The 13746-nt window shown below is 37.6% G+C and carries 9 protein-coding genes and 3 tRNA genes; 8 read left to right on the plus strand and 4 right to left on the minus strand.

Features of this window, described 5'->3' with window-relative positions; all coding sequences use genetic code 11:
* The first annotated feature begins 304 nt into the window (after positions 1-304).
* Positions 305-688, plus strand: coding sequence for an HU family DNA-binding protein (locus tag WFZ85_RS12720; protein ID WP_342696680.1), 384 nt, complete (start codon positions 305-307; stop codon positions 686-688).
* Between the two features lie 566 nt (positions 689-1254).
* On the opposite strand, the gene WFZ85_RS12725 is transcribed toward WFZ85_RS12720, so the two are convergent.
* Positions 1255-7077, minus strand: coding sequence for an Ig-like domain-containing protein (locus tag WFZ85_RS12725; RefSeq protein WP_342696681.1), 5823 nt, complete (start codon positions 7075-7077; stop codon positions 1255-1257).
* Positions 7078-7396: 319 nt separating this feature from the next.
* On the opposite strand from WFZ85_RS12725, the gene WFZ85_RS12730 reads away from it, so the two are divergent.
* Positions 7397-7894, plus strand: coding sequence for a phosphoribosyltransferase family protein (locus tag WFZ85_RS12730; protein ID WP_342696682.1), 498 nt, complete (start codon positions 7397-7399; stop codon positions 7892-7894).
* Here the strand turns inward: WFZ85_RS12730 and WFZ85_RS12735 are convergent.
* Complete coding sequence (locus tag WFZ85_RS12735; RefSeq protein ID WP_342696683.1) at positions 7886-8404, minus strand: shikimate kinase; 519 nt, start codon at positions 8402-8404, stop codon at positions 7886-7888. The genes WFZ85_RS12730 and WFZ85_RS12735 overlap by 9 nt on opposite strands.
* A gap of 183 nt (positions 8405-8587) precedes the next feature.
* Between WFZ85_RS12735 and WFZ85_RS12740 the strand changes: the two genes are divergently transcribed.
* The 6 genes from WFZ85_RS12740 to WFZ85_RS12765 all read left to right on the plus strand — a co-directional run bounded on the left by WFZ85_RS12740 (position 8588) and on the right by WFZ85_RS12765 (position 12509).
* Positions 8588-8660 (plus strand) — tRNA-Lys (locus WFZ85_RS12740).
* Positions 8661-8687: 27 nt separating this feature from the next.
* Positions 8688-8763, plus strand: a tRNA-Lys gene (locus WFZ85_RS12745).
* Positions 8764-8802: 39 nt separating this feature from the next.
* Positions 8803-8886, plus strand: a tRNA-Leu gene (locus WFZ85_RS12750).
* Positions 8887-9264: 378 nt separating this feature from the next.
* Positions 9265-10164 carry a MerR family transcriptional regulator gene (locus WFZ85_RS12755; protein ID WP_342696684.1) on the plus strand — a complete coding sequence of 300 codons (900 nt, stop codon included), beginning with the start codon at positions 9265-9267 and terminating at the stop codon, positions 10162-10164.
* Between the two features lie 41 nt (positions 10165-10205).
* Positions 10206-11666, plus strand: a complete 1461-nt coding sequence (locus tag WFZ85_RS12760) for a phytoene desaturase family protein (RefSeq protein WP_342696685.1) — start codon at positions 10206-10208, stop codon at positions 11664-11666.
* 3 nt (positions 11667-11669) lie between these two features.
* The gene (locus tag WFZ85_RS12765) at positions 11670-12509 is read left to right on the plus strand and encodes a phytoene/squalene synthase family protein (protein ID WP_342696686.1); all 840 of its coding nucleotides are present in this window, start codon (positions 11670-11672) and stop codon (positions 12507-12509) included.
* A 172-nt stretch (positions 12510-12681) separates the two neighbouring features.
* Here the strand turns inward: WFZ85_RS12765 and WFZ85_RS12770 are convergent, their stop codons facing one another.
* Both WFZ85_RS12770 and WFZ85_RS12775 read right to left on the minus strand, forming a co-directional pair.
* Positions 12682-13218, minus strand: a complete 537-nt coding sequence (locus WFZ85_RS12770) for a DUF4252 domain-containing protein (protein ID WP_342696687.1) — start codon at positions 13216-13218, stop codon at positions 12682-12684.
* A 6-nt stretch (positions 13219-13224) separates the two neighbouring features.
* Positions 13225-13746, minus strand: a complete 522-nt coding sequence (locus WFZ85_RS12775; RefSeq protein ID WP_342696688.1) for a DUF4252 domain-containing protein — start codon at positions 13744-13746, stop codon at positions 13225-13227.

Consider the following 13746-nt stretch of genomic DNA (forward strand, 5'->3'; position numbering starts at 1 on the left):
CTGGTTTGGAAGATTTTGCGCCCTAATTTTTTGTTGTTTTTTTGTCGAAAGAAAATTCGTAAATCCCTTTGTTTACGGGGTTTCTACTTTTTTTAAAAAATATATATTATTGATAAACAGCATTATAGCAAAGTTAAAAAAGTGCTGTAAAAACGAACTTTTTGTTAAAAAGAAGACCTGATTGTGAATAAGTTTGGCTTTTTTTTCTCACAGAAAGCATGCATCTTTGTGACAGACAGTTAGGCATAATGGCGCCGTTGTGTACTAAGTCAAAATTTTTTTTATTAATTTAAATTGTTCTATTATGGCAATTAAATTCAAATCGTTACCTAGAAAAAATCCTCAGGACCTGGTAGCACCTGAGAAGTTCTATGCCAGTGCCGTCGGCGATGGCGAGGTTACTATGGACAGTTTGGCGGAAATGATTTCCTACCAGTGTACCGTGACCGAAGCAGACTGCTATGCGGTGTTAATTTCGTTAGAGAAAAACATTGTAAGCGAACTAGCCCAAGGGCGCATTGTTAAACTAGGTCGTTTGGGTAATTTCCAAATTGGCATTAGCTCTGATGGTATGATTACCCCCGAAGAAGTGAATGCTAGCAGTATTACCAAGACGAGAATTAATTTCAGACCTGGTAAAAAACTGCGTTTATTGTTAAATGATTTATCATTTAAAAAAGTCGGCTAGAACCCCGTAAGCAGCATAGCTGTTTATTCTAAGACCTCGAGTGTTTCAGCGCTCGGGGTCTTTTTTTTTGCTTATTTTGACGAAAATTTTCGTTGATTCATGCGGACGAAATAAATGTTTCGTCAGGACGAGTGGATTGATTCATCAGGACGAGTCAATTTGTTTGTCAGCACCAATTGAAAAAGAGGCTATTCGCACAAAAAATGAAGGGCAACTTGGTTTTTTTATGTTGCAAAGAAGGGAAAAATTGAAAAAAAACACTGTTTTTAGTGGCAAAACACCTCTTTTTAGCCGTGTTTCAGTACCATTTTAATCAGAAAAAAAGCCCAAAAAAGCGGCTAGAACCCCGTTTTTTGAGCTGTATAATTCTAAGACCTCGAGCAGTTTCAGCTACTCAATTCGATGGTGTAAATGTAACAAAAGTTGGTTTACAAAACTAATAAAACACTAATTTTGTTATTATTTTTTCACAAAAAAAGTGCTGTATTATGTGAATGGCAATTACATAGTATACCAAGTAAAAGCAAGTACTATTCCCTCTTCACTCCCAACTCCCAACTTCCACCTCATCGCACCACCTTTTTAGTAACCACTACCCCATCAACTGTAGTGATTTGAACCAATAAAACACCATTCGCTGTACCACCGTCAACCGTAGTTTGCGTAGCATTAATGCCTTTCTTTTCTGTAAGCAAACGTCCTCTAATGTCAAACAGTTTGACGTTCTCCATCAAAGAAGTAGTGGTGTTAATCACAAAGTCGTTGGCATTGTCTTTATAAACCACCACACTATTTTCAGTAAAAGCAGGATTGTCAATGCCCAAAGTTTCCGCTGTAAAACGCAATTCAAAACGAGTGTCAAATGTGCCTATCGCAGTAGTAAACTGATACGGACCTGCTTTCAAATCGTGGATGATATTCAATTCTTTGTCCTCTAAGTAAATGCTTTGAGAAGTAAATAAACCATCAAAATCAGATAGTGCAATGGTATAGCTACTAGCAATAGTGGATTTAAAGCCTACCGGAATGCGGTCTGAAACTGCAAAAGGCAGAGGTCGTCCTTGAATCGATAGCTTTTTATCATCTTGCATCAAATACATTGTGATGGCGCGACCTGAGTCAAACATTTCACCATCATATCCTCTATCCAAACCGTGGGTAGCATTTTCTATATAAGCCACCAGAAATTGTTTAAAGGCACCCGTATCATTATAAACATCAATCCAAAACCGATGACGTTCCAACGCTGTGATAGGTTCTTCAGTAACCGTTGGGTTGGTCGCTCTAAAAAACTGCGTATTATTGCCCACTACTCTCATGGCATTGGTAAACTGGGCGTTACCGTTAGATAACCCTTTGATAAAAAAGGATTGCCCTGCGGCTATTCTTCCGTTAGGTACCGCATTGTTAGGAGTAGGATTTAAAGCCACTATACCAGTACCCACACCACCAGAAAAATTATAAACGGCATAATCGTTGGAAGTATATTGATTACTCGTAATCGGTGTATTGTGTGTCCACAGGTAGATAGTACCTTCCACCACAGGCACATTAGCAGGATTGGCTAAAAATAAATCGGCACTTAAAGCACAGGGATAAGGATTCCCAATCAAGTTAAACTGACCCGCACCACCGGTAATACTCGTTGTTATTGTCCCTGTATTAGGTACACCTATAAAAGAACCTGTAAACAAGTTGCCGGTAACAGTATTAAATGGTGCTACATCGGGCGTGCGTATAATATAGCCTTTGCCACGCTGCATCACGGTCGCTTGGTTAGTAAACGACCAGTTGACTATAGTAGGGTCATATTCATAAAACAGGTTCGAATTGGGTGAAAATGAACTGATGGTCTGAGGAAAAACGGGTGACGACCAGTAGGTATAATCAAACTTTCGGATAGGCGTTGTCGTTCTTTGATAAACAATATTCCCTGAATTAGAGAACTGCGTGTTGGTATTGTCGAGTGTATTGCGTTGTATCAAACTAGCGGTATTAGCAAAAGTTAACGAACCGCCAACAACACGAACATCGTTTTCAACAATCAAATTATGCCCAGGATTAAACACCACATTGCCTGAGAACACCTCCACAGAACAGGCGGGCATATTTCCGGCAGAGGTATAATTACCTGCAAAAATAACTTTAACGGATGAAGTGGGGAAACCGTTTGTCCAAGCGGAACCATCCCAAACGGTAAAGGGTCGAGATATCAAAACCGAGTTGGTATTTACCGTAGGACAAGTGCCACTTCGAAGTAGGGCTCTAAAAAAGCGATTCCCCGAAAAAGCGCCCATCGCAGCGCCGGTTAAAACGTTGGTCGTATTAGCAATTGGGGTAACACCCGAAGTAAACCCAGCATCGTTAGCAAATTGCCAGTTAACGATAGTACCCGTATTACCAGTTAATACAATGTCGAGCGGTTGCCAGTTAGCACAAACCGTTTGATTAGAAGAAAGCACACCCAAGGTAGGCTCTTCAATAACAGACAGCGTAGTCGCGCTAGCAGTAAAACAACCATTAGAGCCCAGCGCAGTTCCGGTATAAGTTCGCGTAACAGAAGGTCGGGCAAATACAGATGATGTAGGCGTGCCCGCAATATAAGGTGTCACGGCAGCCGCATCAAAAAACAGTTCTGTTGCAGGTGACCACGCTACTTCAATAGCCAAATTACCCGATATAACAACATTATCTATAGCCCAACCAAAATCCCAGGTAGCATCAAAATAAAAACGGAGTCGCACCGCAGGATTACCTATTAAGCTGTTTAAACTAACGGTTGAATTTACAAAATTGGAGGCAGTACCTACGTTAGTAGTAAACGTAGCCATCGTAACCCAAGTAGCACCACCATTGATGCTCGCCTCTATTCGAGCCCTGTTACCACCTGAATAGCGCAAGAAATGCCAGAAATTGATAGACGCACTAGTATATCCTGTAAAGTTGAGCACCGGCGTTTCTAAAAAAGACATGGTTCTGTTGCCCACTGGTCCGCCTTGTGCATCCGAATTGGTCATATAAAACTGAGAAGCGTCATTACTACTAACCGCTATGTTCCAATAGACGCTGCTGTAATTATAAACGCTATTGCGCAGTGTCCAAATAGAATTAGCTATGATACCGCCCGTTGAAGTATTGTAATTGATCCAACTGTTGGTCGGTGCATTAAAATTATCTTGAAATATAATGGATGGCGTTGCTGTGGAGAGTGCGGCATTTAAAATTTGAACTTGTCCTTCACACAAAGTGGCGTTCGCAGGAACAATACTAATGGCTGGTGGCTCAGGATTTACAGTAATAGATAAATTTAACACGCGCATACACATACTTCCTGAAGTTTGTGTAGCCGTCAAAGTATAATTGGTGGTCGTTGTAGGATTAAATGTATAACCACTGAACTCATCGCCTGAAATTGCTGTTAGTGGTGACCAAGTAAGCGTGTCATAGCTCCCAAAACCAGTAAGTGTTACAGTTGGCGTTACATCACCAGAACAAATTGTTGCTGTAGATTGACTTAAAGCAATGGCAGGCGCAGGAGTGATGGTAGCCACAACTGGTGTCAAAAGCGAACGACAAATGTTAGAAAACTTCCAATTATAGGCATACATATAAAAGGTGTTATCAAAACTGTTTCCCGATAGCGCAGCTACCGAAGAGGTATAGGGATAAGAGGCATTATCCGCATTAATGATAAAACCGCCAGCGGGTACTGCATCAAAATTTAAAGTATAACTCCCTGGGATTAGATTTACCCCGAGCGGTATAGTTTGTGGCGTATTACCACCATTAACACTAGTAGTAAATGAAAAGGCTCCCACTACTGTACCTAATGAATTTCTAACGGTAATGGCACCCGCTTGTCCTGACACTAAGGGATAAACATCAATTGATAATAAGTCGGTTACAGTGGTTGTGCCAAAGTTAAAAAATAAAAGCTCGTTTTCCGAGGCCAAAGCACCTCCTTGGGCAGTAGGAGAACTGGGTCCCATGGTTATTAAACCTCCAGAAGATTTGGATTGTGCATAATATGTAGTTGTTGCTGATAAATTGGGTGTGGTAAATGAATTTCCGGTGGCTAAGAGATTTGTCCCTGCCGCATCAGAATACCATTCAATAATACCGCCAGATGTGGGAGTAGCTTGAAGCACCGTAGAACCTCCTCCACACAAACTTCCTCCTATAACAGGGATAACAGTAGGCAAAGCACAATCGGTACTAAAACTCTCAGACAAACTCCAAATACTTTGATCTGTTGGTGAGCAGTTTCCTCTAACCCATACATAATAGAGTGTTGCCGAATTTAAGCCTATTAAAGTAGCCGTAGTAACACCAGGTCCAACAGCTCCTGTTGGAATTTGTGACGCACTAGGTAAAACGGCAGAAGTACTAACATAATATTGATAACCATTAGTAGCAGGAGGCACAGACTCTATCCAACTAATGGATGCCGTGGTCACTCCAACGGCGGTAACGGTTACATTGGTAGGTTCAAAACAAGTAGGAGAAACGATAACGCTTACATCATCAATCATTATTTTACTTTGACCTGCAAAACTAAAGGCTTCAAAACCTACGTAATAGATATCGGTAATAAAAGCGGTAAAATCAACGGTCGCTGTTTGATACACTGTGTTTATGATACCTGGTAAGTTCAATAACGAGAGATTCATAGCAGCCACTGAAGGACCCGAACCCAAGCGAACTCTCAAATTCTCGGAAAACAGACCCGCGCTTTCCGTATTATACCTAAAACGTAAACGATAAGTAACGCCCGCTGTTAATTGCAATCCTGGTGTAAAAAACCAATCATCAGAGTCAGCGACTGTATTGGTATTCAAATGAATAGAATTGGGCGTGGAAGCCGACAGGGTATTGCGCACTTGCCAAATCGTTGCATCCGCATTTTCATTGGTTATCGTAAAACACTGTGGCGTAGTGTTTATTGGCGTAGTGTCAAAGTTCTGAAAATAAGGAATAGGAAACGAGCCACAAAGTGTAGCAACAGTTAGAGTCGTGCTGTAAAAAAAGCACGAAGTACCCACAGCTCGCACCCGAACAAAGTAGGTGGTTACTGCATTTAAACCTGTAACATCTAAACTAGTCAAACCTGCTGTAGAAAGACCATTATAGGTCGGTAAAATAGAAGTAAACGTATTGGTAGTGGAAACATCAACTAAATAATCTGTTGCGCCAACTACAGTATTCCATGAAGTTGTAAAAGAATTTCCCGCCACTGCGGATGCGACTAAACCCGTTGGTGCAGCTACACAAGTGGTTCTTGATGCTGTAATAATACCTGTTAATCTGTATAAAGGTCCTCCTAAACATCCAGCATTATAAGGGATAACCCAATAGAAATAAGTGGTATTGGGTGCCAAACCAGTTTGATTAAAGGTCGTTGCTGCTGAATTTCCAACAACAGTATACGTACCCGCTATCACGTTTCCATTATTCCAATACGTTCTATTGGGAATTTGTACAGCAGTGGGTGGCGTGTTTACTGTACTTCTTAGTATTAAGTAATTCGTTGGCGCAGGCGTTGCCGCAGTAAATGAATTGCCTACAAAACTTGTTGCAGTTACATTAGTACTACCAATAAGCAACCCTGATGGACTAGCTGAGGGTGTTACGCAAGCTACAGGAGGCGTAAATGTGTAAAGCAAACCATTATTGGGAAACTCTGTTGCACTTGTTCTTACTGTGCTGGAGTTTGCTATACCCTCAATAGTCCTTCCTAACCATGGAAAATTTACATTAGTTCCGTTTTGCAACCTATTTTTCACATCGGCTTGCAAAAAATCACTAGTAACACCCCGTAAACCCACTAAAACATTTATCGCAGAAACTCCTGTTGGCGCACATGCACCATAAGAAAATTGGATGGTATTGGTAGTTTCGTTTAATCGAATCTGAAAATTAAAATTCCCGGTGCCCGCTTTGCGAACTGCATTAGACCATTGCACCACAAAAGTTCTATTGGGAGCGCCGCCGATAGTACTGTAAACTATATCCGCAGTACCTGTTAAATCAACACCGAGGGCAGCAATCGATCCGCCACCTGTCAGTGGGGTAGCATTACTTAAAGGCAAATAATTATTGGGAGCGGGTTGCACAGCACCAAGAGTAATAAAACCATTAGGACTGATAAAACATTGATTATGTGACACACCATCATAAACGAAATTAAACCCTAAGGGTGCTTGTGTAGCCGCACCAGCACTATGATCATCCCATGGCGCTGTGTAGGCTACGGTGGGCGTTGGGGTGGTTAATGGAACATAGCTTGTTACCGCTTCGGTATATCCATAAGTGTTTACTTGTGCCACTCCTAAGTGCACGCAACAAACCATAATAAACATTAGAAAATTCCAGTTTATCTTACTGTACATAGCTTTACTTTTTGACAGAATTAAACAATAAACACTACTAGAAATAGGCTATCGTGCGTTGCACTTTAAATCATTCTAACTACTATACTGTAATTGCTTAAAAATAGTATTATTACAACCCGTAAAAGTACATTTTTTACAAAATATGAAATCATTTTTAGCCTATTTTTTGTTAATTTTGGTTAAAATTTGTTAATTTACAATGATTAAAAATTATATTTATATTACAATTCTTATTTATATTAAGTAGCTGGTAGCTAAAAACATGGCGTCAACCTAAAATCATTTCAACAATTCACTATCTTTGAAAAAAAAAGAAATGGACCATAAAATTATCCTTAACCATCAAGAAATTGAACACAAAGTCAGAAGAATTGCATACCAAATCTTGGAAACTTTTGTGGACGATGGTGAAATTATTGTAGCCGGAATAGCTGATAATGGATTTATTTTAGCACAAAAAATAGCAGAGGCACTTCATAAAATAGCGCCGATAAAAGTGGTTTTGTGTGAAGTGAAAATGGATAAGCAACATCCCTTCAACCCTATTGCAACCTCAATACCTAGTGAACAGTATCGAGACAAAAGCATTGTACTTGTTGACGATGTGTTAAACTCAGGTTCTACCTTAATTTATGGAGTAAAACATTTTTTAGAAGTACCTACTAAAAAGTTTAAAACAGTGGTATTAGTAGACAGAAATCATAAAAAATTCCCTGTAAAAGCCGATTTCAAGGGTATATCACTCTCTACTTCCCACAAGGAACACGTACAGGTAGTTTTCGAAAAAAACAATAACCATGCTTATTTAGTGTAATAATGCGATAATTTCGTCGGCTAATTGTTCGGGAGATTTTGACTCAATGTTGACAGTGTAAGTAGCTTGGTTATAGAAATAACTGCGTTCAAAAAGATTTTTGGCTATAAACTCTTTTAGTTCCTCCTCGCTATAACGCGCAACCAAAGGCCTATTAGTTTTGCCAGCATTTAAGCGTTCAAAAATGAGTTCTATGGAAGCTTTTAAGTATATTGACTTGGTATTTACTCCGTTTAATAGGAGGTGATTGTTGGCATAACACGGAGTTCCACCACCAGTGCTAATGATAAGTTGTTCATCACTTTCGATGATTTGTAAAAAAGTCTCGTGTTCTAGTTTTCTAAAGTAGACTTCACCCTTTTGTTCAAAAATAGCTGAAATAGATAAATTCGTTTGTTTTTCAATCAATTCGTCCAAATCAACCCACTTTTTATTCAATTTTAAAGCTAATAATTGTGCTGTAGTTGTTTTACCTACACCCATATACCCTATCAAAATTAGTTTATGCATTATAATAAAAGCTTATAAATTAAGTCATTAACACTTGGTGTCAAAAAAAGGTAAATTTATACTAAAATTGCTTTGAATTATAAATAATAACATCATATATTTGCACGCTCAAAATAGCCGTAAGGCTTTTCACTGAACTCCTATGAAAATAAGAATGATGTGAAGTATTTAAGAAATAATTAAGACTCGATAGCTCAGTTGGTAGAGCACATCACTTTTAATGATGGGGTCCTGGGTTCGAGCCCCAGTCGGGTCACTTTTTATTTCTTTTGTATGAGTATCTGACTCGATAGCTCAGTTGGTAGAGCACATCACTTTTAATGATGGGGTCCTGGGTTCGAGCCCCAGTCGGGTCACCAAAAAGTTGTCCATCTACAGGGATAACTTTTTTTATTTAAGGCCACGTGGAGAAATTGGTAGACTTGCCATCTTGAGGGGGTGGTGTTCGAAAGGACGTGTGGGTTCGAATCCCATCGTGGTCACTTGTAAATTTGTTTTTAGCAAATTGTGCTTGCTACTACTAATGAAATCGATTGCTATCGGGTGTAATCTGCAGTATGCTGAAGATTGTGTTTTGCGTCATATACTGCTTTATGCAACACACCAATTCAGTACCGACTATTATGTACTGATAGCCAGTGTACTACAAAAAAACGTACTCCATTCCAAATCAAATTAAATAAAATCTAAAAACGTTGACGGAAGGAAGATTTAGAGTCTTTTTTCATCAATGATACTTTATATTGTAGGCCTTTTTCTCCCTTTATTATCCTTTAGCTTAATTTCTGCTTTATTTTTTACTTTATTAGCTTATCGTAAAGTTATTTTATTTACTTTTGTTCAACAAATTTTTCTAAAAGATGAACAATATTAAAAATATCTTTAGCATTAAGGACTTAGAAAATCTATCTGGTATTAAAGCACATACCATTCGGATTTGGGAGAAAAGATATAATGTATTGGAGCCGATGCGTACGGAAACCAACATCAGAACCTATGATTTGTCTAACCTACAAAAGCTTTTAAACATCACGTTATTGCACAATCATGGCTATAAAATATCGAAGATATCTCAACTGCCTCCAGAACGTATTCCGCAACTAGCCAACGAAATCATCTCTGAAAAGAGTGTAAAACACCATGCTATTAGTGCCTTTAAAATGGCAATGATGAATTTTGATCATTCTGCTTTTTTTACTACTTATAATAATTTGTTGTCTGAAAAGTCATTTAGAGAAGTTTTTTATGATGTTTTTATTCCACTGATACAAGAATTGGGTTTTTTGTGGCAAACAGACACTATTTCTCCTGCTCACGAGCACTTTATTACTTATCTCATAAAGCAAAAACTGTTAACCAATACTGAAAAGATTCAAACGAAACCTCCTGTAAAAAATGATCGGGTTTTTGTTTTGTACTTACCTATGAACGAAATCCATGAGTTAGGGTTGATGTATTTAAATTACGAAATATTATCGCTTGGCTACAAAACCATTTACTTGGGAGAGAGTGTGCCTATTGATAGTTTGAAAGATTTAAAAAAATACTTTGATAATATTACCTACATCTGCTACACTACTGTTGAGCCCGATAAAGAGGAGATTAACGATTATATTCAAAAATTGAATGAAGAGATACTCGAAGAGAGTTCGAACTTGTGGTTCATTGGAAGGATGATTGAAAATATTGACCCTAAGAGATTGAGCCATAAAAACACTACCTTTACCTCAATTAAAGAACTAGTTGAATACATCGATTAACGAGATTATTGTTTGACTATCGAAAATTGTATTTATACTATATGAAAAAAAAGATAAAAATTATTGGGTCTGGCTTCTCTTCGTTGGCTGGTGCCTGTTACCTTGCTCAACAAGGCCACGACGTTACGGTTTATGAAAAAAATCCCACTATCGGCGGCAGAGCGAGACAGCTTATTAAAGAAGGTTTTACATTTGACATAGGTCCATCTTGGTATTGGATGCCCGATGTTTTCGAGAGATTTTTTAGTGATTTTAATAAAAAACCCTCCGACTATTACCCATTGAGCAAACTGTCTCCAGCTTATAACGTTTATTTTGGCATTAATGATTTTGTGTCTATTGCCGATAATTTACCCGATATTGTCAAAACCTTCGAAACTATCGAAAAAGGAAGTGGCGCTAAACTCGAAGCGTTCATGAAAGAAGCCAAAAGCAACTATGATATTGCTATTAAAGAATTGGTTTACAGACCTGGCGAGTCGCCTCTCGAATTGATAACATTAGAGACCGCAGCAAGAGTCAATCAATTTCTTTCCAACATTAGTAAAGACGTTAAAAAGAAATTTAAAAACAAAAAGCTGGTTCAAATATTGGAATTTCCGGTTTTGTTTTTGGGTGCTAAACCATCGGACACGCCTTCCTTTTACAGTTTTATGAATTATGCTGATTTTGGGCTAGGCACATGGCAACCCAAAGACGGTATGTACAGTGTGATTTTGGGTATAGAAAAATTAGCCAAGGAATTGGGTGTGACCATACAAACTAATACACCTGTTGATAAAATTATAGTAACAGATAAGAAAGCCACTGGTATTGTGGTCAACGGTACTTCTATCGAAGCTGATATTGTGTTGTCGGGTGCTGATTATCATCATTCAGAAACTTTACTAGATCAAGAATACCGACAATATTCTGAAAAATATTGGGAACAAAAAACGTTTGCACCTTCTTCCCTACTGTTTTACGTAGGTTTCAATAAAAAACTGAAAAATGTGGTACATCACAATTTGTTTTTTGATGTGGATTTTGACACCCATGCTTCCGACATTTATGACCATCCTAAATGGCCTAATGAGCCTTTGTTTTATGCCAATTTCACTTCCATCACCAATGAAAGTCTAGCACCAAAAGATTGTGAGAACGGTTTCTTTTTGATACCTATTGCACCCGGAATCGAAGATACTGACGAGCTAAGAAATGCCTATTTTGAAAAAATTATTTCAAGATTTGAGACCGTTACGCAACAAGATGTCAAAAATAATATTATTTTTAGAGAATCATTTTGTGTTAAGGACTTTATTAAAGAGTACAACTCCTACAAAGGAAATGCTTATGGGATGGCTAACACGCTATTGCAAACCGCTTTTCTCAGACCAAAATTAAAAAGTAAAAAGGTTAAAAATTTATATTTCACTGGACAATTGACCGTTCCCGGTCCGGGCGTGCCACCCGCTTTGATTTCAGGAAAGCTAGTTGCCGAATTGATTAAGAAAAATTTATAATATATGAAGTCCATTTTTGATACTATTTCATTTGATTGCAGCCGAAACGTAACAAAATCATACAGTACGTCGTTTTCTGCTGCCGTTAAAATGTTAGCGCCAAGCATTCGCCAAGATATTTACAACATCTACGGATTTGTTCGTTTTGCTGATGAAATTGTTGATACGTTTCATGATTATAACAAAGAAGTACTCTTTGAAATGTTTGAAAAAGACTTGGATAGCGCTTTGACAAACAAAATTAGTTTAAACCCTATTTTGAATTCATTTCAGCATACAGTTCATCAGTATTCTATTCCGATGAGTATGATTACTGCTTTTATGAAAAGTATGAAATTAGATTTACATAAAAGCGAGTACAAGACCGTCGACGAATACAATGAATACATTTATGGATCAGCAGATGTTGTAGGACTGATGTGTTTGAAGGTGTTTGTTAATGGTGACGAAGCTAAATTTCAAGAATTAGAACATGCTGCTATGCGACTGGGTTCGGCTTTTCAAAAAGTGAATTTCCTGCGCGATTTAAAAGCGGATTATGAAGATTTAAATAGAACTTATTTTCCTAATACAGACTTATCAAAGTTAGATGAGCAGTCTAAAAACGATATTATCAGGGAAATTGAAGCCGATTTTCAAGCGGGTTTTGAAGGGATTTTAAAACTGCCTATGGAAGCGAAATTTGGTGTTTATACAGCCTTTGTTTATTATAAAAAATTGTTGTCTAAACTGAAAAAAACGCCTTCTACTGAAATTAAAAATACAAGAATACGCGTTCCCGATTATCAAAAATTTGGTTTGATGGCCAGATGTTACGTTAACTATAGACTGAATTTATTATAATTACGCTTTTAAAAAGCTACTTTAATTGTACCTTTTGATAGGTTTGCGATTTTGATTGCTCCAGCTTACTAGATTATTTTCATATACTATTTATAGCGCGTACCTACTTCAAAAAACGATAAAAGTTCCAAACAGTACTGTTTGGAACTTTTGCATTAAACAACTAACCCAATTATTTTATCAAATCTTTTAGTGGCGCTAACTGTGCCGTATCAATGTTTGCTTCTCTCAAAACCGAAAGCATCGTCATAATATTGTTTGGGTTCATATCATCACCCAAAATTCTCACTACAGCAAATCCGTTTTCTTTTCTCTTAGCAAATACTACAAACTCGTTGATATTATCTTCATCGCCTACAAAACTGATTGAAGCTGCATCTTTTCCTGACCCTACTTTCATCAATTGCTGATAGTCTTTGCCTTTCATAATTTGCGCTACTTTTTGGCTTTCTGCTTCATAAGTTTCCTTATTCTTTTCGTCTAATTTGAAAGCTAGAATATTCATTTTATCAAAAGAAGCCAATGCTGCTTTTTGTTCGGCAGATAGTTTTGCTTTATCTACATTCAAAATAGAGGGCGAAATATCCAACACCACGAAATTATTTTTCTCTGAATTTTCTACAAAATATTTTTGAAGTGTAGGTTTACTGTCGCAACTAAGCAATAATAATGAAGTCAAAAAAACGGTTAAAATAACAATGGCTCTCATGCTTTTTTACTTTTTACCTTTTGAAGCTTTTTTCAAATCATCGCCACCGGGTAAATTCATTTTATCTGTCAATACCGAAAGTTCATTCAAATCAAAATCGCCTGTTAATGACATTAAAACAGTTTCTTCTGTGCCCGAACCTTCAACAAACATCATTAGTTCTTTGATTTGAGATTCTGATGCACCCGATCTAACATAAATTTTCACACTCTTTCCACCTTCGTTTACACGCATCAACTCTTCTAAACCAGCGGTCTTAAGGTATTTGTCAGCAGTTGTTTTCATTTCAGCTGCTTTTAAATCGCTATTTGTGACAAATACTTTAAGGTTGTCTAATTTTTTTATCAGATTGACATACTGCTGGGTTTCTTTGTCTTTGACATCCATTTTACTCAATAAGGAGAACATTTTTTTATTGACAATTACTGCTTTTATCTTTTCTTGGTCTTCAAATTTATCGAAGACACTTTGTGCAAAAAAAGTATTTGCACTTAACACTAATACAATACTTAAAAGTAACTTTCTCAT

The sequence above is a fragment of the Flavobacterium aureirubrum genome, assembly GCF_038739835.1.
Classification (GTDB): Bacteria; Bacteroidota; Bacteroidia; order Flavobacteriales; family Flavobacteriaceae; genus Flavobacterium; species Flavobacterium aureirubrum.